The following is a 26,876-nucleotide window of genomic DNA, read 5'->3' as shown; positions in this document are numbered from 1 at the left end:
ACCAGAAAATCCATCAGCGGGATTGGGCAAATTTCTGAATACAGGCAGGATAAAGTTCCCACTCCTTTTGCAGTCCTTTTTCTTTAACATCCTCCAGTGTATCACCATCGGCTATTTCAAATGCCTTCTGGCCGATGATGGGACCTGTATCTTCCCCGTAGTCAACAAAGTGAACCGTACATCCACCAATTTTGCAGCCATACCGGAAGGTCTCCCCGTATCCGTCGGTACCGGGGAATGCAGGCAGCAGGGCCGGATGGATATTCATGATCCGATGGCCCGAGGCGTTGGTATTAATCCGGTCAATAAAATAAGGGGTAAACACCCGCATGAACCCGGCCAGAACCAGCAAATCCATATCATAGGATTCAATATTATCCAAAAGCTGCCGTTCGGCAATGACCCTGGATTTTATAAAAAACAGGGCTTTTTCACGATTCTTTTCCACATCCACCAGTCGCTGTTTTCCAAGAATCACGTCAAGGTCAAAATCTTTGGGAAGCAGGCTGTCAATATCCCGTGTCTTGCGACAATCGGCAATGATCCGGGCATAATCCACCACAAACGTGTCAATACCTGCTTTTTTTGCCCGCGCCAGGCCTTTCACGCCGTCAACGTCTGATCCGGTAAAAACAATTTGCGCATCAATGCGCCCCTGGTTGCAGGCATCAATAATGGCCTGCAGGTTGGTGCCGCCACCGGATATCAATGTGCCGACCTTCAATTTTTCAGCCATGGTGCCGTTCCTTTCACTATTGGTTGCCATACCCGTTCTGAGCCCCGCAGTCGGGGCATTCCCATGTAATTCCGTTGCAGGTCATCCCCCACTGATTTTCATACATGCAGGATTGACACATGGAAAATCCGCACCGACACTGCCAGCAGAACATGACATCGGCACCGCAGCAATGACAGATTTTTGACCGGTTTTGCCGCCGCCGGGACTTTCCGGCGTTGGTCCTTGGCCGGGATTGTTGAGACATAAGACTTCTCCTTTCTTTTAAAAGATAGTATATATGCCGCTAATTAAATAATAATTCAACAGACAATTTCCTTAGGAAGCGACTATGGCGGCACAAAACACCATTTATCTAATTGACGGCAGCGCATTTTTATATCGAGCCTTTCATGCCATCCGCAGCCTCTCTACCTCAAAGGGACACCCCACCAATGCAACGTTCGGATTCACACGGATCCTGCTTAAACTGATTAAGGACAAACAACCCAAATACGCAGGCGTTTTCTTTGATGTCAAAGGGCCCACCTTTCGCCATAAAATGTTTGATGAATATAAAGCCAACCGTCCGCCCATGCCCGAAGAACTGGCCATCCAGATCCCTGACATCAAAGCGATTATCAAGGCATTGAACATTCCCATTATCGAGAAAACCGGATATGAGGCCGATGATCTTGTGGGTACCTACGCCCGCATTGCCCAGGCCAAGGGATTCAAGGTGGTCATGGTCACAGGAGACAAAGATTTTATCCAGTTGATCACGGATGACTGCATCCTGTGGGATCCCATGAAGGATACCGTCACAGACCGGGCCGGGGTAAAAGAGGAAATGGGACTTGAACCCGAACAGTTCATTGACGTGCTGGGCCTTGCCGGAGACACCTCAGACAACATCCCCGGTGTAAAAGGCGTGGGCATGAAAACCGCAGTTGCACTGATTGCCGAATACGGCTCCATCAACAATATCTACACGAATCTGGACCAGCTGAAAAAAAAGAAGAAACTGCATGAAAACCTGATAGCTTCCCAAAAGATGGTCGATTTAAGCCGGGATCTTGCCACCATTGACCAGCATGTACATGTTGAGCAGCCCCTAAGCGATTTTCAACTACAAGAACAGGATATTAACACCCGCAAAGCCTTTGAACTGTTCCAGTCATTTGAATTTAAAACACTTGCCTCGGAATTTTCTGAAACAACAGATAAATCAAAAAAAACATATAAAATGCTCCACACCGTTGCCGACATGGAACATCTGGCATCGGCGCTTGAAAAAAAAGGGGTGTTTGCCGTTGATACGGAGACCACAGACATCGACCCCATGCGGGCGGATCTTGTGGGTCTGTCCTTTTCATATATGGAAGATGCCGGTTTTTACATTCCGGTGGGACACACCAACACAGGCGGGATACAGATGCCGGAAAAAGAAGATCTCCTTCGTATTTTCAAGCCATTGCTTGAAAATCCTGACATCGCTAAAGTGGGCCAGAACATCAAATATGACTTCATCGTCCTGGCCCGATACGGCATTGAGATCAAAGGCATTGTGTTTGACACCATGATCGCCTCCCACCTGCTCAATCCCGGCACCCGGGGACATGGGTTAGACCGCATTGCCATGAACCTTTTCGGGTACAAAATGGTTTCCTACGAAGAGGTTACCGGCAAAGGAAAAAACCAGATCGGGTTCCAGGAGGTCCCCCTTGACCTTGCCGCAGAGTATGCGGCAGAAGACGCAGATCTGACATTCATGGCATATGCGGTATTGAAAAAACAGATCGAGGACAAGGGGCTGACCCCTTTGATGGAAACCATTGAAGTGCCTTTGATCTGCGTTCTGGCAAAAATGGAGATGGCAGGAATCCGTGTGGATACGGATGTGCTTGGCCAATTGTCCCTGGAGTTTGAGGAAGAACTGAAAACCCTTGAGCAAAAAATCTACGAACTTGCCGGGGAAGAGTTCAACATCAATTCATCCCAGCAGCTTGGGGTGATTCTGTTTGAAAAGTTAGGCCTTAAGACCGTTAAAAAGACCCGCAAAAGAACAGGGTTTTCCACGGATGTCCAGGTACTCACTCAACTTGCCGAAACCCATGAATTGCCTGAAAAACTGTTACGGTACAGAACCCTGGACAAACTGAAATCCACTTATGTGGATTCCCTGTCGTCACTGGTACACCCGCAGACCGGACGCATCCACACCTCCTTTAACCAGACCATAACCGTCACCGGCCGCCTGTCATCGTCCAACCCGAATCTGCAGAACATTCCCATTCGCAAACCCGAAGGGAAAAAGATCCGGCAGGCCTTTATCCCGGCAGACGGCTGCACCCTTATTTCCGCGGACTATTCCCAGATTGAACTGCGGCTTCTGGCCCATTGTGCCATGGACCCCATTCTCATTGAATCCTTCCGGAAAGATGAGGATATTCATACCCGTACGGCCCTGGAAGTATTCCAGGTGCTGCCCGGTCTTGTTACGGATGAGATGCGCAGCCAGGCCAAAGCCATCAACTTCGGCATCATCTATGGCATGGGGGCGTTTCGCCTGGCCAATGAGCTGGGCATCAGCCGGAAAATGGCCGATATTTACATTGACAATTATTTCAAACGTTATGCCGGGGTAAAAACCTTTATTGATAAAACCATCATGCAAACCCGGGAAACCTGCGAGGTATCGACCCTGTTCGGCAGAAAACGAAGACTGGATGACATCCGTTCATCCAACGCCAATTTACGAAACTTCGCCCAAAGAGCTGCCGTGAATACGCCCATCCAGGGCAGTGCTGCGGATTTGATCAAGCTTGCCATGATCAAAATGCAGGCAGCCCTTGCAACGGAAAGAATGGCGTCAAAAATGCTCTTATCCGTACACGATGAAATCATTTTTGAAACCCCTGAACAGGAAAAAGAGAAACTCATGGCCATGGCAAAGCAGGTTATGGAAAACGTTACGCCTCTGAAGGTGCCTTTAAAAGTCAACTTTGGTGCCGGCGCCAACTGGGCCGAGGCGGAACACTAACCCCAAACAGACAAGAGGAAAAACGTGAGTAAGCAGCGCATCGGACTTGTAATAAAAGACGAAGATCACGCCCAGGACAAAGCCCGGGAATTGATCCGGCACATAGGGGACAGGTGCCTGATCATTGACACCCAGGCTCCGACGCCGCCACCCATCCCCGAAGATCTGATCTGCATTGTTGTGCTTGGCGGAGACGGCACATTTTTAAGTGTGGCCCGATATATCGGTGATTCGGACATCCCCCTGATGGGGGTCAAATTCGGTGAAGTCGGATTTCTTGCTGAAACCACGGAGGATCTTCTTTGCAAGGTGGTTGAGACAGTGTTTAACGGGGATTATCTTATCCAGGAACGCAGCCGCCTCAATATCCGGGTAATCCGGGACAGTCAGTGCATTGTGGACGAAGATGTGCTGAATGATGCGGTCATCAATAAGGCGGCCCTGTCGAGGCTTGCCTCATGCGCCGTCTATTTGGATGACACCTACTTGACCACCTACCGGGCCGATGGTCTGATTGTGGCCACGCCGACTGGATCGACGGCCTATTCCCTGGCCGCAGGCGGGCCTGTAGTTCATCCCGAGGTGCCATCCACCATTTTGACCCCGATCTGTCCATTTACCCTGACCAACCGGCCGTTACTCATCCCGGACCATATCCAGATCGAAATCAGACTGAAAGGCAGCCCCGAGGATATGATTCTGACCCTGGACGGCCAGGAGGGTTTTGATATGGATACCGCCCGTGACAGGATCTATATTCAAAAAAGCCGCCACAGCGTAAAAATGATCTCCTTTGAACCCCACTCCTATTTCAGAGTGCTGAAAACACGGCTGCACTGGAGCGGCGGCAGGTCCTGACAGGCAGCTCCACTGTTTTATGCGGATTATAACGGTATAAATTCATTTTCGTCCAGATCTTGAATCAGATGTCGGGGGGATTTGTACTCTTGAAGATGGAAGTATATCAGAACATTTAACTGATCTTCAAAGGTCATTGTTAATGAACGGTCTCCTCGTGAGTATAGTTCAGGTGCAAGTGAGAGCAACTCTACCAAAGGAGAGTTAAATTTGTTAAAAGAGAAAAGCCGGACCAGTATTGGTCCGGCGAGAAATTCTCCATACTTTTAGTGAATTATTTAGCTGCAGGTTCAGGCTTCTGTTCCTGGGATGGTTCAGGCGCAGGTTGCGTTTGACTATTGCTTGTTTGACCTGCTATTCTGGCCGTAATTTTCTGGCTGATTTGCTGAATATAGCCCTTGTTCCAGGCAAAACTCAGGACCGTGAGCAGTATCACCAGAAATACCCATCGTTTCCAGTGGGGTTTTTTTTCGGCAAAGGGATCGACCAGGGTCCGGTCGGCGCCTTTGGGCAACTCCGCCATCTTGGTGAGCGTGGCGCCGAACGGGATGTTGATGCGGGCCTTGGTATTGACCGCCCAGCCGTTGGCGTCAAGAATAGGGCCGAGGTTGCGCTGCCGCAGCTTGAGGAAGGCGATCAGCATGGATGGACCTGAAATAACAAGTATTATGCCACCGAAAGCCAACGGCACTTGCCAAACAGGCAGGCCCATGAAGCCGCCAATAATCGCAGCGACTGCAGTGCCGATAGCACCCAAAGCCAAACCGATGGCTGCGAAGATACCAGCAAATTTGCCCACATCAAAAGGCGGAGCGGGTTTGGCACCGGCAGCCGCCTTATTTCCCACGTCGGCTATCCCGGCACTGGTGCCGCTGTCCACCGCTTTATCTTTCGCGGCGGCAAATTTTTCAAGCTGCTCGCCGATCATGCGGCCAATGCGTTTATAGGGTGACCAAAACGCCTGAGAGACGCTGATCGGATGGTCGATGATTTTGACGATTGTCGCATCCCAGTCATCACCCTTGGCATCGTAAAACACACCGTTTCGACCGACCATCAGGTTGTCTGAGTCACCGCCGGTAAAAGCAGCGGCAATGATCATAGTCTCACTGCTGTTGCGACGCTTGCAGTTGCAATACGCCAGGTATGCCCTGCTCAGACTGGCGAGCGGGCTATGGGTGTCGACACTTGCCACCCTGACACAAAGTTCGCAGGCCCGGCCATCAATAAAGAGCGTACCGGACTGGAAAATGGCTTTGCGTCCCTGGGCATAAAAATCGCGAAAAGTAACAAAATTATTGAGCAAACGGTAAAGATCCCGGTTGAAATGTACCAGCTTCTCAACCTTGATAATGGTATCAACCTGTTGTGTCAGCTCCAGATCACGTTCGATAAGTTCTTCCAGTCGTTCCCGCTGCGAGCTCTGCAGTATTGTCTGTATCCGCTCAAGACCCAGCGGTTCGACCTCCACCCCACTTTTTTCGGCGCTCCAGGCCTCGTAGGCGGCAAAATTGGCTTTGATCTGCTGCCATTGATCCTCGTCAACCTGCTCCAGCGATCCGAACGACGGAGCGACAATCATCTTTACGAACTGCTTCATGAGGCCAGCCCAGGCCGGGTTGAGTCCCTCCTTTAGTGGCAGGGCACGCCCAGCCTGAATGTGCGCCAGAGGAAAACGCCCCAGTTCTTCGGTCGCACCATGCAGATCCTGGCCGGCAATGGCTTCGTAGGTGACAATCGAGGGATTGAGAGGCTCCTCGGCTTTAGCGTCAAAAGCCGCCAGGCTGCAGCGCACAAAAAAATCGTCAATTTTGTTCTTCAGTGAGCTAAACACTGCAGCGACATCCGTAGTGGTCTCACCAAATGGCAGGACAGCAGGATTGCTGGTCGCCTTTGCCCACCACTCTGTATACAATCGCGCAGACTCGAAAAAGAGGTCGATCCGTTCCCGGGAGATGCCTGGCAGACCGCTGCGATCCTCATCACTGCCGACACAGGTCATGATTTCCTCAATAAGCGTCCTTGTTTCTTCGTCCTCAGCCGAGTGGGTCGGGATGATGCCATCGCCGTTGAAAGCTGAATCGTGAAGCAGCAGGGAGGTGTCGGCAACATCTTCAATGGTGATACGGTCAGCCTCGGATTTGCGAAGATAAGTAAGGAGTTGTCTGGCCGAAGCAAGCAGCTGCTGTCCCTCCGGATTGCTGTCGTTGATAGCCTGCAGAGGCAGTTCGCTGGAACCAGCCATTACCGAATCCAGACTATTGAGTACCGAACAGATCCAGTTTACTGCAGCCAGAACCTCCTGAACACGCACCCGCCCATCGGAATCACTGTCAAGCATAGCCAGAGTTCTGGAATCGAATTCCAGACCATTAACCGGACAACTGAGCGCAGCCCAAAGTTTTTGATCAAGCTCCATCAGATGCTGAAGGTCTTCAGTTCTTTCCAGGCGTACCTGATCAAATCCACCCAGACGACAGAATCTCCAGCGATGTGTTGCATTAGAGGTATGTTCCATTTAAAGGTTTCCTTCTGTTAAAGGTTAAACGCGGAGAAGCAGAACCCTATAGTGATAAAAGATAAAGGTACCCGAATTTGTTTTTTGTCAGCCAAATCATAACCAATCCTCCAGAATCCGAAATATTATCTCCACCCTGATACAGGTATGAAATATCTGTATCAGGGTGGAATAAGTTAAGGCAAGAAAAAAAAATCAAGGTTTGAAAAATTGGGGTGAGACTATGTTGGTGTTTTCCAAAAAAAAATATCTAATCCGGGTGCTGAGATTCAAATAGTGTAACGGGTATTTTTTACCCAGTTTTTCAAAATAGTGTAACGCCTTTGGCTCCTTTCAACAAACACCATGGATGCCACCAAAAGGCAGGATAGGCGGGGTATTTATTGAAATTTTGGGCGGGGTAAGCAGCGGGATATCTGCCCGTTACACTTTTTTGTCACTGATAGAAATTGGGCGTTACACTATTCGATTCTTACCATCCGGGGACATCTTTAATCCGGATAGAGTAGAGCACTGATTCGGCCGGTTTCTTTAGCCCTTTTTATATTCGAGACGCCTTGCCGCACGCGGCTACTACGTGTTCCAAAGACCTTGCATCCTCAATGCTCCCTCATCAAATCGTGCATACGGTTTTTCCTTACACGGCTTTCCGATGTTCTTCATCGTAAGGCTTGCGCTCTTTGACTGCTTGGCTTGGCCTTACAATAGAGCTTCCTCTGTAGCGTTCTGATTCTAATTGGGGTCAGAGTAAAATTAAATCTTTGGCTTCCGCCACCCAACCGGCCTTCCTCTTTTCTTTTCCTTAACCCGCCGGCCGAATAATTAGGACCAGAGTAAAATTATTTTGAAGATAATGGTTCAAATTATAGTTAAAATTAAAAAATTTAATTTTACTCTGACCCCATTTATCCCCGGCTTTTTGCGTCCCCTGAATTTATTTGTTAGTCAAATAATTCTAGTTGTTTATTCTTTAATTGTTTGAGTTTATTTCTTAATTTTATTTTCTTATCCGCTTTCTCAAAATACGCTTCACTCATTACAGAAATCAATTTTTCAAATGATTCTACGTTTGTAATTTCAAAAAATTGTTTAAGTTTATTCACGAATACCAAAGATTTTTTATTCGAATATAGCAACTCTAAAACATTACTCAATGTACCTGTACTTTTTGAATCCCAAATCATTAACCCGAAATCACAGTCTTTTGCCATACTTAAATCTTTTGCAGTGAAATATTCACGGGTCCCAGGTTTTTTGTCGGTAACGATGGGGTTAATACTCCAAGAACCTAAATTATTACGTGGTATTTGACCAGTACAGTAGACTGTCACTTCATCATAGTTGGTATTTTTTAAATAATTTTGGATAGACGAATCAACACCATCGGCATCTCCAATGATTATTCCAAATTTTGAGTTGATAATATTGTTAACTCTGTTAATTACTGCCTTATCAATATTTTTTATTCGCATGGAACCTGAAATAAAAATTTTATGCATTATTTTTTCCTTGTAACAGTTGCCACATAAACATGTTGTATTTTACCACAACTTTTTAACACATTAGTAGCGGCTTCAAGTGATGAACCCGTATCAAATAAGTCGTCTACAACCAATACGTCATAAAGCCCATCACCTATAGTATCATTGATCGAGAAGGCATTTTCTAAGGTCTGTACTTTTTCATCTCTATCATGAATATCTTTCATCGCCGGAGTAGCTTGTTTTTTAATTAAAAATTCTTCCAAACATGGAACATTCATTAAATTGGCTAATGATCTTGCAATTTCAGTTACTGGTTGTCTTTGTCTTTGTCTGGACGCTGGCATTGGAACTATGAAGCTAACAAAGGGATATTTTTTTGCCAAGGACTCGTACATTTGGGATGCAATTATAGGAGCCTGTGTGAAATCTGAGCGGTATTTAAGCTGGAACAATGCTTCACCGGCCTCTGGGCGAATTGTATCAAATTGCATATGGCCATAGTCATTATATCCTATAGGTGTACTACTGATTGTATGTTTATCTAAGGAAAAACCTTTATCCCATATTCCTTCAATTTTTTTTACATTAACTTTCATATAGAACCGTCCCTTTGTATGAATAAACAGCTTTAGACGCGCGAGGAACGAGCGCTGGCTGAAGCATTTGTTAGCTGATTTCAGATGGTAACTACCCTTTTTGAATTGGTCACAAATGCTGTGTTTGAAAGTGGCGATTTATAGTAGTCTTCATCAAGGAATCGTAACATTTTTTTTAGATCTCGTTTATTATCTGGCAATTTTATCACTTCTTCTGAATCGTCCATTTCTGTCAAAAATGGAATATTGAATTCAGTAGCAACAGTCTTCATCTCATTTATTGGAACATTTTGTAAAATCCCACTTTGATGGATAAGAGATATTTTCCTTCTAACCCAAGAATCAGAAATCTCGATTAGTTGTTCAGTGTTTTCTGACTTTATTATATCAAGAGCTGCAAATTCTCTTACATCATCATCGGTGGCAACTTTATAGTATTCACTCAAATCAAACATTTGGCGAGTATTGTGAAAGCTGAAAAATTTTAATTTCCCGCTCTCTAAAGTTGCTGTAAGTTTATGGTCAATGGTCAACCCAATACCCTCAATTTTTTTGTAAACATTAGACGAATGAAAAATAGATAAGCCATTTGTGGAGATTATCCTTCTTTTATCAAAATTTTGAAGTAGTACTCTTACATTTCCATTCTCTGCCGTATATCCAGTGAAAAGTGCTTTTATTTCAGCAAAAAAATCTTCTGTTGGGTCAACGACTTCTGGACTTAATGGGTTTTCAACTGCTGATGATAAGTCATCAATATCGTCATAGCCGTCAATGAAAAGAATTTCTCCATCATCAGGCTTGTACTTTCCATCAAATTCTATTTCTTCTTCAGCTTGAGTAAATCTTGTTTCTTGTGCTGTGAGATAGTTTGTTAATTCCTCTTGAACATCGTTTGATAATTCAAACTTTACAATTCTTTTTGAAGGGTTGTTTGTAAGTGCAAAAAGGTTTAAGGGCATTTATCACTCCATTAACATACTGTTAGAGATTTGTTTTACTTCTTTGATGCTTTTAGGACTTCTTATGATTCGTCTCGCCATGAGGACATAGACCATTCCAGTATCAGACTCTACTTTATAAAATCTGAATTTAGCTATGTATAAAAGAGGATGAGTTGGAATATAAGAAATAATCCATGCAACGAAGAATAAGATTAAAACAATGATTGCTGTGATCTCAAAGTTTATTTCCGCTACTTTCATGATTATGGGTGCGATGTAACTTCCAATAAATACAAGAAGCAAATAATCTGCAGATTCAACTTTTTTGGCTTTGAAGTTGATTATTTCTGCTTTTTTTCTTATGAGTGAAAGAATCAAGAATGGTAAGATGATACCGATCAATGCAATTACTACCAACTGATAAAAAACTGTATCCAGGCCCTTTGAATAATACCTGACTCCAGCTAGAGCCAATAGTGCTGGCGAAAAAGCTGAAACAAACAATAAGGATTTAAGCCAGTTTCTCAATGTTAACTCCTTGTGTGACTAACAAGTTGATCTGTGGTTTCCGTTTATCTTTCATAGTGACTTATCTAACAGAATAATATCCGAAAAGAAAGAATAACCAGATCGGCATAAATGTGAAAAAAATCAATGCTAAAAACATTAACATTATCTGGGAAGGCCTATATTTTTTCAAGATAAGGTTAACAAAAAAACGTAACCCCCTCACAACCGTGAGGGGGTTAAATTTTATGCGCATCCGGGCAACTTTGTGGGCATACGCCCCTCTTACGAGCCGTCCAAACACGCGGTTTTCGTTCAGGCGCTAATTAATAATTTTTATCTGCGAACTCTACCCAGCCGCCGGTTTTTACCAGGGTTTTGTCAAATTGTGAAACAGGAAATTCAAGTTTCAGTTCTTTGCCGCTGCCATTGGTTGCGGTGATGGTCTGGCTTTCCACATCTATGCAAAGCCGGCCATCTTTGCCCTCACCCAGCTCGAACAGGGCCTGGACCTTATCTTCAGGCAATTCAATGGCCATCATGCCGCAATTAAACATATTCTGCCTGAAAATCCGGGCAAAGCTTGGGGCGATGACCACATTGATGCCGTTAGCTTCCAGTGCCCAGGGCGCATGCTCCCTGGAAGAGCCACACCCGAAATTGCCCCGGGATAAAATCACACGGATATCTTTCAAATCGGTCTGGGGATTAAAACCATCCAGGATTAAATCTTCAAGCAGGTGTGGTTTCAAGGCGGATTTTGAACTTTCCGTCAGGTATCTGGCCGGAATAATTTCGTCGGTATTGATATCTGCCCGGTCCAGGCAGAGCATATTTCCTTCAAAGTCTTTCATAATATACCTCCCTAACTTTTAAACCGGTCAGAATGAGTGATCACACCATGGAGTGCGGTGGCCGCCGCCGTGGCCGGGCTCATGAGATGAACCATGCCGCCTTTGCCCATTCGTCCGTTAAAATTTCTGTTGGTGGTGGACGCAGCCACCTCCCCTTCAGCCAGAACCCCGTTACTCATGCCAAGACAGGCCCCGCAGGTGGGGTTGGTCACGCAAAACCCGGCATCCATAAAAATTTTAATCAGTCCTTCATCCAGTGCCGCCTTAAAAATATCAGGCGTAGCAGGAGATACAATGGCCCGTACTCCGGGGCTGATTTTTTTACCTGCCACCTCGGCGGCTGCTTCCCGAAGATCCTCCAGACGCCCATTGGTACAGGAACCGATGTAAACCTGATCCACGTGCGTACCCGTCATCTGGGAGACCGGTTTAACATTATCCGGTTTGAATCCAAAGGTCACCATGGGTTCAAGGCTGGTGACATCAATGGTTTTTGTCTTTGCATAGACGGCATCCGGATCGGAACTGAACCGGGAATATTGTGCCAGAGCCTCCTCGGGGCTTTCGAACTCATCCTTAATAAAAGGCCACAGATACTGTACCGTTGTCATGTCCGGCAGACAGATACCCGATGTGGCACCGGCCTCCACGGCCATATTGGCAAGGGTCATGCGCTGGTCCATGCCCATGGCATCCACCACAGGGCCGGTAAACTCAATGACCATATTGGTCGCCCCGTTCACTGAAATCTGACCAATCACCTCAAGAATAATATCCTTGGCATATACGCCCGGACGAAGGGTGCCGGTGATTTCAATTTTAAAGGTTTCCGGCTGTTTAAAGGTGCACACCCCCTTTAAAATGCCCACCTCCAGATCGGTGGTGCCCACGCCCGCGGCAAAGGCACCAAATGCCCCGTGGGTGCAGGTATGTGAGTCGCCCATAATGATGGTGAATCCGGGACGGACAAACCCTTTTTCAGGAAACAGGGCATGGCAGACCCCGTTCCGGCCGATATCAAAAAAATCTTTTATACCGTGACGCAAGGCCCAGTCCCGCAGAATTTTTCCCTGCATGGCGGTTTTGGAATCCTTGGCCGGTGAAACATGATCAATCACCGCCTTGATTTTATCCGGATCAAACACCCGGTCTTTTCCGCGTGCAACCAGATCCTGGATCGCAATCGGGGTGGTAATTTCATGACAAAAAACCCGATCCAGGCGCAGGACGCTGACATCCCCGAAGGGTTTGTCCACCAGATGGGCGTCAAAAATTTTCTCAGCAATTGTTTTTCCCATGGCACTCTCCATTACTTGTTATTTCCTTCACCAAAATAATCTTCACCGTCAGCCGGTGTGACAATCCAGTAGGCCTGAAACAAATCCTTACCGGTATTTTTAATCACATGGGGTATCTGTGACGAAAAAGAGAGGGTATCCCCGTCACTGATATCGTAGACATCCCCGCCGTAAATCAACTGACCACAACCGTTAACCACAATCCCCAGCTCCCGGCCAAGATGGCCGTCATTCTCATCCCCCCGCTTCTGTCCCGGGGCAAGCTCAAGAAAAAAGGCGGTAAATGAGTGGTTGCCTTTGGACTGGCTGTATCCACTCAGGGTTTCATATTTAAACCCCTTGCGCTGGTAAACCCGGCGCTGGTCCTTTTTTATAATCTCCACCCGGTTCATGGTTTCATAATCTTTAAAAAACTTCTCCGGAGAGACCCCGTAGACTTCCAACAATTCCAGCAGGGTATCCAGAGACGGGGATATGCGGTTTCGTTCAATCTGGGACAACAGACTTGAACTGACCCCGGCTTTTGATGCCACCTCTTTGATGGTCAGATGCCGTGAATTTCGAATGGCCCGCAATAACGGGCCCAGTTTAATTTTCATTCATTTCCTAAATTCAGTATTTATTATTCTTGTTAAAGATTAGTGAATTTTTGCTTGGTGTCAATACTTTTTAGCCGGATGAAAAACAGATACAGGAAAAAATCTTTAGGGAGAAAACATCTGCCGTTAAAAAATCAGGCTGATATTTTGATATAATTGAGAAGCCCCTGGCGTTGGTATTGCGTGAGCATTGATTCCAGGGCCGAAAGGTCGGACAACTCCACGACCAATTCATGGGTGACCCGCTCTTTATAATCGGTTCCGGCAATTGTGGTCTTCAGGGCACTGATGCGGTTTAAAAATGAATCATTCAGGCTGTAATCCAGGCAGATTCGGAAAGATTCTGTTTTTACCAGCCGGACCAGGGGAGCCTGGGCAATGGCTTCGGCCACAGCCAAGGCGTAGGCCTCAATCAACCCCCGCACCCCGAGCTTCACCCCGCCGTAATACCGGGTAACAACCGCCGCAGTACAGGTCATATGATGGGATAAAAGGGTGTTGAGCATGGGCTTGCCGGCCGTACCCGGGGGTTCCCCCGCATCTGAGCAATGACTGATCTGCCCGGAATCGCCCACCACATAAGCCCAGCAGTTATGGGTGGCGGTTTTGTATTCTTTGGAAACTTTGGAGATAAATTCCTTTGCATCTTCAATGGTCTCAACATAGCTGAGCCGACAGACAAATACGGAGCGCTTGATTTTTATTTCCGCCCGGCGAACGGGATCGCAGATGGACCGCCCCACGGAATAAAAAACTGATTTTTCGCAATCCGTATTCATGGATCATGGTATAGTACAAATCAAACTCAAATAAAAGGCCGAATATGACCGTAGGATTGAGGACGAGCCTATTTAGAGTGAAGGGTGAAGGCTTTAATCATCTGTTGTCTGAATCTCTGGATATACGACAGTGTATTTTGGTCCGGATCCGGTGTTTTTTCATCCCAATCCACATAAAGCATAGAGACTATTTTGCCGTCCACAAATACGGGGAAAATGCCGAACCCCTTTACCAGAAATGGGCAGGCTATCTTTTCCATGTACCAGGAAGGAATCTGCTGCCGGGAAAACTCTTTTTGAGTATCTTTGACAATGATATCGGTTTTCCGGTCGATGGCATTGTTAAAAATGTCCGATGCCGATTCAATTTTGAATCCCATGACTTGACCGAATCCATCCGGCCGTTTTTCGCCCCGGACAAAACGGGGCACCATGGTGTTGTTCTCTTTTTTTTTGATACTGATGACAATCTGCTTAAAATAAAAGCACTGCGCCATGGTGTCGATTAACCGGGTAAAAATTTCATGAATGCTCAGCCCTTCACCCAAGGCCTCTTCCACGCGACTGATACCCAGATCCAGTTTCACTTTGTTTTTTATCCCCGGATCGCTTTTCACAGGTTCCGTTAACACAGGATCAATGCCTAGAATTTCAGCATGCCGAATCACCCGATCCATGGCCGTACAGGTCAACGTCAGTGCCTGCCGGGCATCAAAATCCAAAAGGCCGCGATACTTATCCACAAGCGTACCTGCAGCATCAAGGGATACAGCGTCATTTTCCAACGCAGGAATATTGCATAGTTCATAGACAAATGCACAGAGATATCTGGTCTCCTCTTTTGGGGCAATCTTCAGACTCTGCCCGGCAGTCAATGAAACCGGCCGCATGGCCTGGACGATCTTCTGGGGCAAATTAAACTTCAAAGCAACCATCTGACCGAGTTCAAAATAGGTTACGCCTAAAATCATTTTAGCCGCAGTTTCCCTTGATACTCCCTCTTCTTCCAAGGCCACCTCCACCCTGATGTAAGTATCCGGATCCAGAAGTGCCACCAGATATTCTCCGAACTCATACAACATGGCTGAAATGGGGAAGGCATCCGAAGTTCTACCGCCCTTTTCCCTTTCAATCTGCCTGGCAACGGCACTCCGATGAAGGCTTCTGAGCATTTTATCCCTCAAGACCATGGAATTGGCCCTTGACTTCATCATCTCAAAAATCTTAAGCCCGGCGGCCAGTTCCCGGATTTCATCCGTACCCAATATGATCATGGCCTCGGAAAGGGTTGAAATGCCTTTGTCTGAAAACTGCCGGTAAATTGAGGAATTCACAAGTTTCAGCACCTGGGCGGTCAAACTCAGATCGTTAAGGATCACCCGGGCAATATCCCCTGCAGAGCTATAGTCCATACTCAATATCCGGTTAACGTTATTGATCTGTTGGGCAAAGGTTAAAAACGCATCCCTGCCCTGCATTCTTTTTATAATACCATTTAAATAGACCCGATAATCATTGGGGTCCGAACGTATGCCGTCGTGAAATTTTTCCGGAGCACCTTCATCTCTTGTAACCAGTTCGCTGATGCAGATAATATCCAAATCAATGCCGGTATGGGAGGATTCCCTGTCGCCCATTCATGCTCCATGTTAAAACTTGGCTTGAAAATAATAAAAAATCGTTCTTATAATATCACTATAATCTTAGACATTTTGTATTATCTTTTCAAATGATTTACTCACCTATAAAACCGGGACAGACAATGCGCGACGCTTCAGCACCCACAGAAAACACCCTGGCGACCAAGCTTACCAGGATGAAAGCGGCCTTTTCCAACTACAACGTGGTGAGAATGCGTGAGGCCTTGCGTTACCTTTCAGGTCCCAAGCTTGAACTTTTTATCAAAATTCCTTTTCTCATCCACATTAACCATCCGCAATTCGAGGGTTATGTGCCTGAAGCGCCTGAAGCCTGCGGCATCTATAACTTTAAGAACTCTGGATTTTATAAAGCGCTGCTGGACATGGAAGAGGTACCCGGGGATATTCTTGAAACTAAAACGGACATCAAAGATCCCTGCGTGCTTGGTTTTTACCACATCGGTTCTCTAGGGACCTTTACCCAATCCGCCCAGTCGGACTTTGATTACTGGGTCATCATTGACAGAACCGGCTTTACGGAACAACGATATTACAACTTTGAAAAAAAACTCAACCACATTGTTAAATTTGCCAGGGAAAACTTTGATCAGGAAGTGACGTTTTTCATCATGGACCAGGCCGACATCCGGAAAAACTGCTATGCCGGTTTTGAAGAACCTGAAACAATGATTGCCCCCAAACTGTTCCTCAAAGAAGAATTTTACCGGACCTTTTTAATGATTGCCGGCAAGATTCCGATATGGACCATTTTGCCGGCAAATATGCCGCAGGGAACATACGACCGTTTGGTTGAACATCTGTTCCGGCAGCCTGAACTGGCTTTTTTATTAAAAAATTTTCTTGACCTTGGAAAGGTAGAAATGCCATCCGTCAAAGACATTTACCAGGGCATCCGCTGGCACATCTGCAAATCCAAAGAAGATCCGGTCAAGGCGCTGCTTAAGGCCACCATGATCCTTTCCCACATAACGAACGAAAAAGATAGCGCCATGCTCCTGTGCGACCAACTCAAGCAGAAATTTGCAAAAGCCGGCATTGACGACTGCGAAAGTGATCCTTACAAAATTGTGTTTGACAGAGTACTCCACTACCATCAGGTCCATGCCCCGGATGGGCTAAAACTTATAAAAACCGCGATATTTCTCAGGCTCTGCGGCTACCCCAAAGTCAGGCTGCCGGAACCGGGTTCACCCAAAAAACAGCTGATAGACAAATACATCCGAACCTGGAACGTTCCTCCGTCCCAGGTCAAAAAACTGATCTCATATCCAAACTGGCCTGAGCAAGGAAAACAGCTTCTTGACTCAACCTTAATCCAACGTCTGGCCGGGATGTACGAACAGATCAGTGCCAAAGGAAAAGCCATTGAAAAAAACCTGCCCCCGGCGGAACAAAGAAATATGAAAATCCTCAACAACAAAGTCAAGGAGCGCCTGAACAAGGAAGCCGGCAAAATTCCGTCAAGTTCAAATTTTTTGACCCGACATTCCTTTCCATTTCTTTCGATAAAAGAAAATTCAATGGGCGAGTGGATTTTAAGCGCTGCGCTTTCAAATACAATCCATGACAGCAGCGTTATCCACACATCCAAAACCTTCCTGGGCCTGATGGGATGGATCATGGAAAACCGGCTTTACCGGAGGGATAAAACCCAGATCAAACTGAAAACCAGGCTTAAACTCTATGAAAGCAAGGCCCAGCCTGTCTCCACAGATGCCCTCTACCTGATCATGCAGCCGGTCAAACCTCTTTTTGACGGCTGTTTTGAATACGATGCCCGGTGGACCAAAATAGTGATTCTGCTTGTATGCCCGTCTGCGCGCTGCGGTGTGACGCAAGTTGAGCTGTTGGCCCTCAATTCCTGGGGGGAACTGTTTCTGGATCTCTTGAGGCTTGACACCGAAGGGGTCTTGGATGATAGGTATAGAAAAATAGCCGATAAAATTAACCAGTATGCCGGCGAAGAGATCCGTCTGTTCTTTTTTCAGATGGCACAAAACCGGGATGAAAATGCCGTATACGGAATCAAACAGTTTTTGGCGGAGCGTTTTCTGATGCACCGACCGGGAACAGCTAAAAGGACTCGTCCAATGCTGGACAAATTATAGGAATGTATATGCCCCACCCCTCAATTCTCACCATCACCGAAGACACCATGGAGCAGGACAGACTTTTAACAGCCCTGAAAAAGGTCGGCTACACCAATATCATAACGGCCGACAGCGCAGACAAGGGGTGGACGGTATTGAAAACATCCGACATCGGATGTATTATTGCGGCCTATGATATGAGCGATATGTCCGGACTGGCCCTGTTAAAAATTTTGAGAAAAGAAGAACGTTTGGGGGAGCTGCCTTTTTTTTTAACAGACAGCGCATTTACCAAAATCAAGGTCATCAAAGCAGGTCAGGCAGGTGTCAGCGGGCTCTTTGTCATCCCCTATGATCCCAAGTCCTTGAAAATGAGGTTGATCACAGCCTTAGGAAAGCTAAAAGATCCTGTCATCCACCAGGTCGAGCTAAGTGTAAAAAAAGGCCTCGAACTCATTGAAAAAAAAGAATACAAAAAGGCGCTGGGGTTATTCCAAACCCTGGTGACCCAGAGAGAAAATCCCGAATACTATTACAATATCGGATACATCAAAACGGCTCAAAACAAGCATCCCGAAGCCATAGAAGCCTTTTCCAAGGCAACGAGCCTGGACCGGCTTTTTGTCAAGGCATACAAAGCCATGGCCGTGGTATACAGGGCTATGGGGGATGTTGAAAAGGCCGAAGAGTACACCCGGATCGCCGCAGAAATCTATATGGATACCGATAAACTGGGAAAAGCCGAGGATCTGCTCAATGAGCTGTTGGCTTCCGGGACCAACTCACTGAACGTATTCAACACATTAGGCGTGCTTTACCGGAAAAAGGGGGACACAAAAGAAGCCATGAAACAGTACAAAAAAGCGTTGAAAGTCCACCCGGACGAGCCCTATATCTATTACAATATCGGCCGCCTTTATCTAGATGCCAAAAACACCAGCAAAGCCAAAACCTATTTCCAGGCCGCCCTTGACAAAGACCACGGCTTTACCGAGGCCAAACAGGTAATTAAAGCCATTGATCTGGGGATGATCTGAGAGCTTGTTTGGTAATTAGGGGATCAGCATATCTCCGGGATAATTTTATAGACCTTCAATTGATGGCTTTTTCCTTTCAGGGTCATGGTCCCCAGATCATGAACGGACTTGATGTTCTCCATGGTATTGAGATCCTTGCCTGTCCTCTCCAACACACTCTCGGAAATAAAAATTTCATTGCCGCCTGCCATTGACTGAAGCCGTTGCGCAGAATTCACCGTATCACCGATCACCGTATAGTCCAGGTGGTTCTGCTCGCCGATGAAACCTACAATCAATTCACCGAAATTGATACCCACCGTCATCTTCAGGTGCTGGTATACTCCGCCTTTTTTATCCTTCAACCGGTTAAAGACAACGAACATTTCCAGGGCGGTTTTTACCGCATGATAACAGTCTTTTTTATCATCAATGGGCGCGCCGAACACGGTCATAATACAATCCCCGATAAGCTTATCCAATGTCCCGTGATTTTGGAATACAATGGGAATCATGTAGTGGAAAAAATTATTGAGCACCTCTACCACCTGCTCTGATGCAAGTTGCTCAGACAACGCTGTAAACCCCTGGAGGTCGGCAAATAATACGCAGGCCTTTTTACGCTCTCCGCCCAACCTGGGCGCGCTGTTTTCCAGGATTTTTTTCACAACACCCTTTGAGAAAAACCTGGACAATTGGCTGATATGTCTTTCCTCTTCTATTTTCTCAAAATAAAACCGCTGAAACGCGATGGTATTTATCAAATGGTCACGGACAATTGAAAAAAAACTGATATCGGTTTTTGGAAAACCGTCAATAAGATTCCTGAACAAAATTAATGCACCAATGCTTTCATCGCCCGATACCAGCGGCAGTGCCAACATGGAGCCGTTTATCATATTCAGTTTACCATGCTTACCCAGATCGGCAACCAGGATCGGTTGTTTTTCATTAACAATTGTGTCAAGGACCTGTGCCCCCCGCAGGAGGTCTGCATAATCGGTGGTATGGTCAAAGCTCAGGGCATAAAATTTTTCTTTCTGCTCCTGTCTTGTTCCAATATAGTATACTACCGCACCTGACAGGCTCTTATACCGGATAAGGCTTTCCAGCTGTTTGTGCCAGATCAGCTCCTGGTCTGCAAGGGTCAAGGAAGTCACTGACTCGATCAATTCTTTTAGAATTGACAGTTCATTTATCCTGTGTTCGTATTTGGCAAGGAGATTAAGATAGTTGTTCTTAACCAGCTCAAACTGCCTGCCGTCCGGACAGCTCTCTTCATCTGTGTCTCTAATCATCGGCTATTGATCCGATCATTGTTGCGTTTTTCTGCATGAATCGATCCGCCTGAACTTTTTTATCGGCAATCATCTCTTTTGAAATATTTCCCAGAGTGGTCTGAAGGACATCAATAAGACCCTTATTCATTAAATTCACAGACATTCTTTCCACTGCCCCAGGGGTATCCTCTGCGGTACTCATATGGTTCAGACTGTCCGCAAATCCCACGATCGCTGCAAGTTCCTGGTATTCCGAGGCATCCGGCGGATAATGATGAAACGATATGGCCTGCACCAGGGAGTCGGGCAGATTCCACTTTTTAGTGATGATGCCTCCCACCACGCCGTGGTTTAATCCAAAAATATCTTCTTCTGCCGCATATACAGGCATCTGCATTTCTCCGGCCACCAACATCACCCGTTTATATAATTCCGGAAAATTCTGGATCAAAAACAGCTTGCCGATATCATGCAGCACACAGGCCGTAAATGCCACTTTGAATTCGTCATCCGTGAGATCTTCACACAAAAAACGGCCTATAACCGCAACCTCGACTGCATGCCGCCGAAGCGATACCGGGTCTATCAGTCCCTTTATACCGACCCCGGAAAAAGAGCCGGCCAGGCTCAGGCCAAATGCCAATTGTGAAATTTCCTCCATCCCCAGGATGATGATCCCTTCTCTGATGGAATCAACTTTGCGACCCAACCCGTAAAAAGGAGAATTGACAAGTTTTAATATCTTTAAGGCAAGTCCCTGGTCCGTGGAAAGCACTTTTTGAACATCTTCAATGTCAGACGCCGGATCGATTGACAGTTGATACACCTGCATGGCAACCGCGGGAATGACGGGCAGCGACTCTATCCGGTTAAGCATCCCTACAACCGTGGTCCTGTTGCGCTGCCTTTCGATCATCCCCTTTTCAAACTGCATCCCTGCAGAAAGGCGGCCAATTTCTTCCCTGGCGGTCTGTACATCCCGGACCTCTGCCTGGCTTTTAATTTTCCCTGACAGATAATCAACCAGTTTAGAGTCATGGGGAAGTTTTGACATAAACCGTTTCTGTTCCTTGATGGTCATATTTTTTACACAGGACCACACTGTTTCGGGAGACAGGGCTAACAGTTTATAAAAAAAGCTTCCTTTTGCATCTTTAAAAAACGCATCCGACTCAAAAGCGTTAAAAACAGGCCCAACCATCGGTGCTGACAGGATATGGTTTTCCTCCCGCACCGGCTCTGGATCTGATACCTTTAATTTTTTTACCCATTTTTTATTCATTCCAAAATTTTTCTTTACCTGGCGCATAATATCAGGCAAAGAATACCCGTCTTTGGGAAACACAGCCTCACCAAATTTAATTTCTGCATCCTTTCCCACAATGCCCTGTACCGCCTTTTTCAATTTTGGAATTAAAAAGTGCAGTCCTTCATTATCCGTGGCAAATCCTAAAAACAACAAGGACCTTTCATCGATAATAAAAATAAAATCGCTGAGACGAAACGAATCTACAAGTTCTTCCCCCCTGCCGATTAATGACTCACGCAGGAAAAACTCATTTTCATTCCCGGCAACCATAAAAACAAAGGCTGCATCCGTTCCGGCCCTCAATGTCATATTCAAAATTTTTAAAATCAGCCGATGCGTTGCCTGGTCAATATAAAAAAGAAAGTTCTCCTCTTTAACAAGTTTATGAACACTGAGGTCAATATTGGCCGATTTTAAAACTTTTAAGATTTTTTTTAATTTGCTGCCATGATGTCCCTCATAAATTATGCGCGGCAGAGATCTGACAAAATCATCTACACTCTTTAAGGTGTAATTAAATTCGTTTTCCAGAATTTGAGAAAAGACCTCAATGCTTTCCGGAACAAGCTTGTTTACGATGATTCTGTATAATACTTTTTGCATTTTTTAAAAACAGCGCACCTCTCCTGACCCGCAATTAAGACAATACAAACGCTAATTTTTTCACACTGCAGAACCAATGACGATCAGTGGCGTGTTGCATAAACCCCGTTACGGTGCCATGGTCCCACCCGGGCAAGAATGGCGGTTACGCCCAGGAGCATGGCAGCGGCCAGATGTGTCCAGTCAACAAGCATCACCGTCATGGGACTGAAGCCGTGGTCGGGCAGATTCTTTACCGTTCGCAGCATTCCGGTCACCACGATCAGCGCCAGAATAACCAAACGCACCCAGCCCATAGCTGTGAGCCGCCACGTTTTGCGGTGGTTTAACAGGTAAACCGTAGCCATCCAGAAAATCAGGGCCAGGAAAACAGCTGCGGCAATATAGTGTATTTTGTGGGTGGTATAAAAGGCTGCCAGCCAACCAAGCCCTGGGATGTCCGCAATGTAATACCGTTTGAAAATAGGCATCTGTGCCATCCCGGTCAAGGCCAAAAGCGTTATGACGGCCAGCAGGATCCGGTTCAGCCACCTGGGAAACAGGTTATTCATGGGTTGCCTCCTCGTCTTTTTGTCCCGACTTGATAATTTTTGCCCCGGCAGTCAACAGTCCTGCAGCCACTCCGGCCAGCGGAGCCGCCAAAGCGGCAAGCCCCAGGAACTCGTCCTGGGCCATCATATCCTTCACCGGATCCATATGCGGACTGCCCGGACCTGTTTCCAAGGCCTTGGCCAGCAAAGGAATGGGGACGGGAGAGACATAGATGGTATTGGTGCCGCCGTTTTCATGTTCACCATAGATGAAATCATTCTCATCAGCCTCACCGGCAAAAGTTTTAGCCAGCGCATGGGCCCGGACCAGGATATCCTGCCTGGGGCCGATGAACTGAACCTCTTCCGGACACTCACTGACACAGGCCGGCACACCGCCGTCAGCCAGAAGTTCAAAGCAACGGTCACATTTATACATAACACCATTTCCGGCAAAAGCGGGCAGAAGCTTAAGGTAAAGACCAACACCTGTCTGGCGTTGGGGAATATCCCAGGGACAAACCGACTTGCACTTGGAACCGCCCAGGCAGATATCGGTATTAATGCGCACCACCCCATTGTCCTCCCGGGCACAGGCCCCCCAGGGACATAAATTGGCACAGGGCGGATTTTGGCAGTGCATACAGCGCCGGGGAATATTGATTTCATAGGACTGCCCCTGCCAATCGACCTCTACGGTTTGGATTGTCAACCAGTTGTAAGGCGTAAGTCTTTCCTGAACATCCCGGCGGTCTGACCAGTCCGCCACCTTGACCGTGCCGGGGTACATCTTTGGAAAGGGTTTTTGGGGGTCAGGATATTTACCCCCGTTCTGTTCGGAGCAGGCTGAAACGCATTCTCCGCAACCGATGCACTTTGACAGGTCATGCAGGGAGGCCAACGCATTACCTTGCCGGGATGCCCTGACCGTACCGGGCAGAAGCATGGATGCGCCACCAACAGCCACCCCTTTTAAAAACCCACGGCGGCTTACGCTCACCCTTTTATCGTCCTTCATATCGTCCTCCTGAAGTCGTATGTTGATTATTGTAAGAAATTAAAGCCGGTTTTCCGCTCGCCTTTTGGCCCTTAAAACCTCCCGTTGGAGGGAGTGATCTTTAAAATTTCACCGATATCCATAATTTTAAAAAGGGATGGATCCAGGTTCTCGGTCTGGATAAAGCGTTTAAGTTCAAGGCCGGGAAAGCCTGCAGGTTCGCTGCCCAGGTGAAAGGTGCCCCACTGGGTGGGAATAAAATATTTTGCCCCCAATTCCTTAAATCCTTTGACAGCTTCCGGGATGTTCATGTGCTGGTAGTGCATGAACCATCTGGGATGGTAGGCTGTGGTGGCGATGAAGGCATAGTCGATGCCCGGATATTTCTTCCCGGTCTCTTTGAACCCTTTAAAATAGCCGGTATCCCCGCCAAAATAAAAAGTTGCGGACGGCGTTATCAGCAGCCAGGCCACCCACAGGCTTTTGTTTCGGCCCTGATTGATGCGCATGGACCAGTGCTGGGTGGGAAGACAGACCAGCTTTATACCGGGGCTTAAGGTTTTTTCCTCCCACCAGTCCATCTCCAGGGTATGGGGTTTATTCATCTTTTTCACCATAACCGCCAGGTCTTTGGGCACAAAGACCCGGGAAGCCTTTGGCAGGCCTTTTATAGATCCACGATCCAGGTGGTCGTAATGGTTGTGGGAGATGAGAATATTGGGGGCTTTGACCAGGGTGTTAATCTCTTCAAGGGTCAGGGCAGGTGGTGTCTTGCGTCCGGGAATAAGGGCGCGTTTTGAAAATATGGGATCTGTGAGCCAGTATTGTTCTCCTATCCGGACAAGAAAGGTATTGTGCCCGATCCATAGAATGAAATCCCCCCGGGTTTTTTGAACACGCTGCAGGGTTTGGGGCAAAATTTTGGGCAGAAATTCCCTTTCCTCTTTTGTATAATGGGTTTTTGAAAAAAACTTCCAGCCCAGGACATCCAGAAAGCTTTTATCCGGCATTTTCATCCAGGGGGCAAAATATCGGTCATCTTTTTTGTGCAGGGCATAAAAATCTTTTTCCTGGGTCCGGGATACTTCTTTTTCCCACACATCTTCTGAAAAGGTTTGCTTCTCCTCGGGTGAACACCCCAGAAGGAACACAAGCATGAGAAGCGGTAGCAGGATGCATGACCTACAGGGGACAAAACATCTCATATATACTAAAAAGTCACTCAACGGCTTCTGCCGTTATTTGGTATTGCTCTGTCTAATACTTTCCAGTCTTTCACAGTAATATCCGATTATGTTTTTGCATACACTAAAAAATGTTGTTTTTTGTGTTTTTTAGTAAAATTTTGATAGATTGGTGCAACTCGGTTAACCGTTACACAAACCCTTTTTCACTGATCAACAGTAAAATCTGCTGAACCGCTTCATCCGGGGTCAGGTTGGAGGTGTCAATGGACAACTCCGGGTTTGACGGTTCCTCATATGGGTCATCCACGCCGGTGAAGCCTTTGAGCAGTCCTGCCTTGGCTTTTGCATACATACCTTTGCGGTCCCTTTTTTCGCACACGCTGATGGGGGTGGCCACATGGATTTCAAAGAATCCGCCATGGGCTTCGATAGATGTACGTATTTTTGACCGTGTACGCTCGTAAGGAGCAATGGGAGCGCAAATGGCGATACCTCTGTTCTTGGTGATCTCGGAAGCCACAAACCCGATGCGCCGGACATTAATATCACGGTGCTCCTTGGAAAAACTAAGTTCTGAAGACAGATTGCGCCGGACAATGTCGCCGTCTAAAAGGGTTACGGGCCGGGTGCCGATTTCCATAAATTTTGAATAGAGGACTTTGGCAATGGTGGATTTTCCGGCCCCGGAAAATCCTGTAAGAAACACTGTAAATCCCTGGGTGGCAGGGGACGGATAGGAGCGGCGCAACTCTTTGATCACATCGGGAAAGCTGGCCCATTCCGGTATATGTTTGCCCTTTCTGACCCGGTCACGGATATGGTCATTGGTAAAAGAGAGCGTTTCCTGGCCGTCCGTCACCTCACTGGCCAGCTTAAACTCATCCTCAAAGGGCAGATATACCATCTCTTCAAAAAATACCGGTTCAATACCGATCTCTTCCCCGGCCTGCTCAGCCAACGCCCTGACCTGGGGAGTATCGTAGAACGGATTGCCGCAACTGTCACTTCCCGGGGTTGCGTGGTTATGGCCGATGACAAAGTGAGTACACCCGAAATTTTTTCCGATGATCATGTGAAGCACGGCATCTCTTGGACCTGCCAGCCTTGTGGATAAAGGCAACAGATTAAGCATATAGGTGTCCGGAGGATAATAAGCGGCCACCTTCTGATAACAGCGCATCCGGGTATAATGGTCAAAATCTCCGGGTCTGGGGATGCCCGCGATGGGGAGCATCAACAGGTTTGCCTTTGCCTTTTTCATGGCCTGGATGGTCAGTTCGAACTGGGGACGATGGATGGGCTGGCGGGTCTGGAACCCCACAATTCGCTTCCATCCCAGCTTGCAAAACTGTTGCCGCACCTCTGAAGGCGTGTTGCGGATCTGCTTAAAATCCGAATGAATCGGCAGATTCAACGCTTCAATGCTGCCGCCAACATAGTATCGGTCGCGTGCCTCCTGAAGCCGGGCCACCTCATCATGGGTCATATCTGTGGTGCCGTAAACCGCCATGGCCTCTTTTTCCCGATCCGCCTGCCAGATATCCTCAATGGCCATGATACCTAAGGGAAATCCTTCAGGGTCTCGAAGAACAGCCGACTGTCCCGCCTCAAACCTGTCTGCACGATCCCTGGAAACATCAAGACAGATGGGCACAGGCCAGATTTCGCCGGAAGGCAGACGCATGCGGTCCAGGACACTTTCGTAGGCCTCCTGGGTCATAAATCCTTTCAGCGGAGTGAACACGCCTGTGGTCAACAGTTCAAAATCACAGATCTGGCGCAGATTCAATGTGATATCCGGTAAAGAGGATAATAATTGTTTAAGTGCGATATGACGTTCCTGATCCACCAGAAGATTGACAAGGGATGTGTCTTGGGCCATCTAACTATCCTTTAAATAGTAGTAGTGAGTAGTGAGTAGTGAGATTAAAATAAGCTGTTTTCCTCACTACTCAATACTCACTACTCAAAACTAACATCTTTCATTGTTTGTTGTGTCCGTCAGCCC

At 46.8% G+C, this 26,876-nt stretch carries 22 protein-coding genes; 4 read left to right on the top strand and 18 right to left on the bottom strand.

Annotated features, from left to right (window positions below):
- Positions 1–13: 13 nt before the first annotated feature.
- Positions 14–736, bottom strand: coding sequence for a phosphoribosylglycinamide formyltransferase (gene purN / locus DESPODRAFT_RS04225; RefSeq protein ID WP_004071615.1), 723 nt, complete (start codon positions 734–736; stop codon positions 14–16).
- A 16-nt stretch (positions 737–752) separates the two neighbouring features.
- The gene (locus DESPODRAFT_RS04220) at positions 753–983 is read right to left on the bottom strand and encodes a hypothetical protein (RefSeq protein ID WP_004071614.1); all 231 of its coding nucleotides are present in this window, start codon (positions 981–983) and stop codon (positions 753–755) included.
- A gap of 84 nt (positions 984–1,067) precedes the next feature.
- Here DESPODRAFT_RS04220 and polA point away from each other — a divergent pair, with 84 nt between their 5' ends.
- Both polA and DESPODRAFT_RS04210 read left to right on the top strand, forming a co-directional pair.
- Complete coding sequence (polA, locus tag DESPODRAFT_RS04215; RefSeq protein ID WP_004071612.1) at positions 1,068–3,758, top strand: DNA polymerase I; 2,691 nt, start codon at positions 1,068–1,070, stop codon at positions 3,756–3,758.
- 24 nt (positions 3,759–3,782) lie between these two features.
- Entirely contained in the window at positions 3,783–4,616 is an 834-nt protein-coding gene (locus DESPODRAFT_RS04210; RefSeq protein WP_004071610.1) for an NAD(+)/NADH kinase, read from the top strand.
- A 274-nt stretch (positions 4,617–4,890) separates the two neighbouring features.
- Here the strand turns inward: DESPODRAFT_RS04210 and DESPODRAFT_RS04205 are convergent, their stop codons facing one another.
- The 10 genes from DESPODRAFT_RS04205 to DESPODRAFT_RS04160 form a co-directional block, all read right to left on the bottom strand.
- Positions 4,891–7,134 carry a hypothetical protein gene (locus DESPODRAFT_RS04205; RefSeq protein ID WP_004071608.1) on the bottom strand — a complete coding sequence of 748 codons (2,244 nt, stop codon included), beginning with the start codon at positions 7,132–7,134 and terminating at the stop codon, positions 4,891–4,893.
- 941 nt (positions 7,135–8,075) lie between these two features.
- Positions 8,076–8,633, bottom strand: coding sequence for a hypothetical protein (locus DESPODRAFT_RS04200; RefSeq protein WP_004071605.1), 558 nt, complete (start codon positions 8,631–8,633; stop codon positions 8,076–8,078).
- Entirely contained in the window at positions 8,633–9,214 is a 582-nt protein-coding gene (locus DESPODRAFT_RS04195; RefSeq protein ID WP_004071603.1) for a ComF family protein, read from the bottom strand. Before DESPODRAFT_RS04195 ends, DESPODRAFT_RS04200 begins: the two co-directional genes overlap by 1 nt.
- A gap of 80 nt (positions 9,215–9,294) precedes the next feature.
- Positions 9,295–10,176 carry a Kiwa anti-phage protein KwaB-like domain-containing protein gene (locus DESPODRAFT_RS18535; protein ID WP_004071601.1) on the bottom strand — a complete coding sequence of 294 codons (882 nt, stop codon included), beginning with the start codon at positions 10,174–10,176 and terminating at the stop codon, positions 9,295–9,297.
- Between the two features lie 3 nt (positions 10,177–10,179).
- Positions 10,180–10,686: a KwaA family protein gene (locus DESPODRAFT_RS04185; protein WP_004071599.1), complete on the bottom strand. Its 507-nt coding sequence runs from the start codon at positions 10,684–10,686 to the stop codon at positions 10,180–10,182.
- Positions 10,687–10,991: 305 nt separating this feature from the next.
- Positions 10,992–11,519, bottom strand: coding sequence for a 3-isopropylmalate dehydratase small subunit (gene leuD / locus DESPODRAFT_RS04180; protein ID WP_004071597.1), 528 nt, complete (start codon positions 11,517–11,519; stop codon positions 10,992–10,994).
- 11 nt (positions 11,520–11,530) lie between these two features.
- Positions 11,531–12,817: a 3-isopropylmalate dehydratase large subunit gene (locus DESPODRAFT_RS04175; RefSeq protein WP_004071596.1), complete on the bottom strand. Its 1,287-nt coding sequence runs from the start codon at positions 12,815–12,817 to the stop codon at positions 11,531–11,533.
- Positions 12,818–12,828: 11 nt separating this feature from the next.
- Entirely contained in the window at positions 12,829–13,416 is a 588-nt protein-coding gene (locus tag DESPODRAFT_RS04170) for a helix-turn-helix domain-containing protein (protein WP_004071595.1), read from the bottom strand.
- A 134-nt stretch (positions 13,417–13,550) separates the two neighbouring features.
- Positions 13,551–14,195, bottom strand: a complete 645-nt coding sequence (locus DESPODRAFT_RS04165) for an IMPACT family protein (RefSeq protein WP_004071593.1) — start codon at positions 14,193–14,195, stop codon at positions 13,551–13,553.
- Positions 14,196–14,263: 68 nt separating this feature from the next.
- The gene (locus DESPODRAFT_RS04160) at positions 14,264–15,832 is read right to left on the bottom strand and encodes an HDOD domain-containing protein (protein ID WP_004071591.1); all 1,569 of its coding nucleotides are present in this window, start codon (positions 15,830–15,832) and stop codon (positions 14,264–14,266) included.
- Positions 15,833–15,957: 125 nt separating this feature from the next.
- On the opposite strand from DESPODRAFT_RS04160, the gene DESPODRAFT_RS04155 reads away from it, so the two are divergent.
- Together DESPODRAFT_RS04155 and DESPODRAFT_RS04150 are read left to right on the top strand one after the other, a co-directional pair.
- Positions 15,958–17,964: a class I adenylate cyclase domain-containing protein gene (locus DESPODRAFT_RS04155; RefSeq protein ID WP_004071589.1), complete on the top strand. Its 2,007-nt coding sequence runs from the start codon at positions 15,958–15,960 to the stop codon at positions 17,962–17,964.
- A gap of 8 nt (positions 17,965–17,972) precedes the next feature.
- Complete coding sequence (locus tag DESPODRAFT_RS04150) at positions 17,973–18,983, top strand: tetratricopeptide repeat protein (RefSeq protein WP_004071587.1); 1,011 nt, start codon at positions 17,973–17,975, stop codon at positions 18,981–18,983.
- 23 nt (positions 18,984–19,006) lie between these two features.
- Here DESPODRAFT_RS04150 and DESPODRAFT_RS04145 read toward each other — a convergent pair whose 3' ends face one another.
- The 6 genes from DESPODRAFT_RS04145 to DESPODRAFT_RS04120 all read right to left on the bottom strand — a co-directional run bounded on the left by DESPODRAFT_RS04145 (position 19,007) and on the right by DESPODRAFT_RS04120 (position 26,750).
- Positions 19,007–20,260 carry an adenylate/guanylate cyclase domain-containing protein gene (locus DESPODRAFT_RS04145; protein WP_004071585.1) on the bottom strand — a complete coding sequence of 418 codons (1,254 nt, stop codon included), beginning with the start codon at positions 20,258–20,260 and terminating at the stop codon, positions 19,007–19,009.
- Positions 20,253–22,154, bottom strand: coding sequence for an HDOD domain-containing protein (locus tag DESPODRAFT_RS04140; RefSeq protein WP_004071583.1), 1,902 nt, complete (start codon positions 22,152–22,154; stop codon positions 20,253–20,255). Before DESPODRAFT_RS04140 ends, DESPODRAFT_RS04145 begins: the two co-directional genes overlap by 8 nt.
- Before the next feature lie 83 nt (positions 22,155–22,237).
- The gene (locus DESPODRAFT_RS04135; protein ID WP_004071581.1) at positions 22,238–22,705 is read right to left on the bottom strand and encodes a hypothetical protein; all 468 of its coding nucleotides are present in this window, start codon (positions 22,703–22,705) and stop codon (positions 22,238–22,240) included.
- Positions 22,698–23,702, bottom strand: a complete 1,005-nt coding sequence (locus DESPODRAFT_RS04130) for a 4Fe-4S dicluster domain-containing protein (RefSeq protein ID WP_004071579.1) — start codon at positions 23,700–23,702, stop codon at positions 22,698–22,700. The genes DESPODRAFT_RS04135 and DESPODRAFT_RS04130 overlap by 8 nt, the downstream gene beginning before the upstream one ends.
- Positions 23,703–23,773: 71 nt before the next feature.
- Entirely contained in the window at positions 23,774–24,907 is a 1,134-nt protein-coding gene (locus tag DESPODRAFT_RS04125; protein ID WP_245532009.1) for an MBL fold metallo-hydrolase, read from the bottom strand.
- A gap of 148 nt (positions 24,908–25,055) precedes the next feature.
- Positions 25,056–26,750: a bifunctional sulfate adenylyltransferase/adenylylsulfate kinase gene (locus DESPODRAFT_RS04120; protein WP_004071574.1), complete on the bottom strand. Its 1,695-nt coding sequence runs from the start codon at positions 26,748–26,750 to the stop codon at positions 25,056–25,058.
- Positions 26,751–26,876 lie beyond the last annotated feature (126 nt).

Origin of the sequence: Desulfobacter postgatei 2ac9 (genome assembly GCF_000233695.2) — a bacterium.
Lineage (GTDB): Bacteria > Desulfobacterota > Desulfobacteria > Desulfobacterales > Desulfobacteraceae > Desulfobacter > Desulfobacter postgatei.
This window is presented reverse-complemented; position numbering and strand designations above follow the sequence as displayed.

What these genes read in the sequence shown, in the direction of transcription:
- DESPODRAFT_RS04175 (WP_004071596.1), bottom strand. Translation starts at nt 12,817, where the DNA reads ATGGGAAAAACAATTGCTGAGAAAATTTTTGACGCCCATCTGGTGGAC.
- DESPODRAFT_RS04130 (WP_004071579.1), bottom strand. Translation starts at nt 23,702, where the DNA reads ATGAAGGACGATAAAAGGGTGAGCGTAAGCCGCCGTGGGTTTTTAAAA.
- DESPODRAFT_RS04220 (WP_004071614.1), bottom strand. Translation starts at nt 983, where the DNA reads ATGTCTCAACAATCCCGGCCAAGGACCAACGCCGGAAAGTCCCGGCGG.
- DESPODRAFT_RS04145 (WP_004071585.1), bottom strand. Translation starts at nt 20,260, where the DNA reads ATGATTAGAGACACAGATGAAGAGAGCTGTCCGGACGGCAGGCAGTTT.
- DESPODRAFT_RS04170 (WP_004071595.1), bottom strand. Translation starts at nt 13,416, where the DNA reads ATGAAAATTAAACTGGGCCCGTTATTGCGGGCCATTCGAAATTCACGG.
- DESPODRAFT_RS04165 (WP_004071593.1), bottom strand. Translation starts at nt 14,195, where the DNA reads ATGAATACGGATTGCGAAAAATCAGTTTTTTATTCCGTGGGGCGGTCC.
- DESPODRAFT_RS04140 (WP_004071583.1), bottom strand. Translation starts at nt 22,154, where the DNA reads ATGCAAAAAGTATTATACAGAATCATCGTAAACAAGCTTGTTCCGGAA.
- DESPODRAFT_RS04195 (WP_004071603.1), bottom strand. Translation starts at nt 9,214, where the DNA reads ATGAAAGTTAATGTAAAAAAAATTGAAGGAATATGGGATAAAGGTTTT.
- DESPODRAFT_RS04200 (WP_004071605.1), bottom strand. Translation starts at nt 8,633, where the DNA reads ATGCATAAAATTTTTATTTCAGGTTCCATGCGAATAAAAAATATTGAT.
- DESPODRAFT_RS04150 (WP_004071587.1), top strand. Translation starts at nt 17,973, where the DNA reads ATGCCCCACCCCTCAATTCTCACCATCACCGAAGACACCATGGAGCAG.
- DESPODRAFT_RS04120 (WP_004071574.1), bottom strand. Translation starts at nt 26,750, where the DNA reads ATGGCCCAAGACACATCCCTTGTCAATCTTCTGGTGGATCAGGAACGT.
- DESPODRAFT_RS04160 (WP_004071591.1), bottom strand. Translation starts at nt 15,832, where the DNA reads ATGGGCGACAGGGAATCCTCCCATACCGGCATTGATTTGGATATTATC.
- purN (WP_004071615.1), bottom strand. Translation starts at nt 736, where the DNA reads ATGGCTGAAAAATTGAAGGTCGGCACATTGATATCCGGTGGCGGCACC.
- DESPODRAFT_RS04155 (WP_004071589.1), top strand. Translation starts at nt 15,958, where the DNA reads ATGCGCGACGCTTCAGCACCCACAGAAAACACCCTGGCGACCAAGCTT.
- DESPODRAFT_RS04205 (WP_004071608.1), bottom strand. Translation starts at nt 7,134, where the DNA reads ATGGAACATACCTCTAATGCAACACATCGCTGGAGATTCTGTCGTCTG.
- polA (WP_004071612.1), top strand. Translation starts at nt 1,068, where the DNA reads ATGGCGGCACAAAACACCATTTATCTAATTGACGGCAGCGCATTTTTA.
- leuD (WP_004071597.1), bottom strand. Translation starts at nt 11,519, where the DNA reads ATGAAAGACTTTGAAGGAAATATGCTCTGCCTGGACCGGGCAGATATC.
- DESPODRAFT_RS18535 (WP_004071601.1), bottom strand. Translation starts at nt 10,176, where the DNA reads ATGCCCTTAAACCTTTTTGCACTTACAAACAACCCTTCAAAAAGAATT.
- DESPODRAFT_RS04135 (WP_004071581.1), bottom strand. Translation starts at nt 22,705, where the DNA reads ATGAATAACCTGTTTCCCAGGTGGCTGAACCGGATCCTGCTGGCCGTC.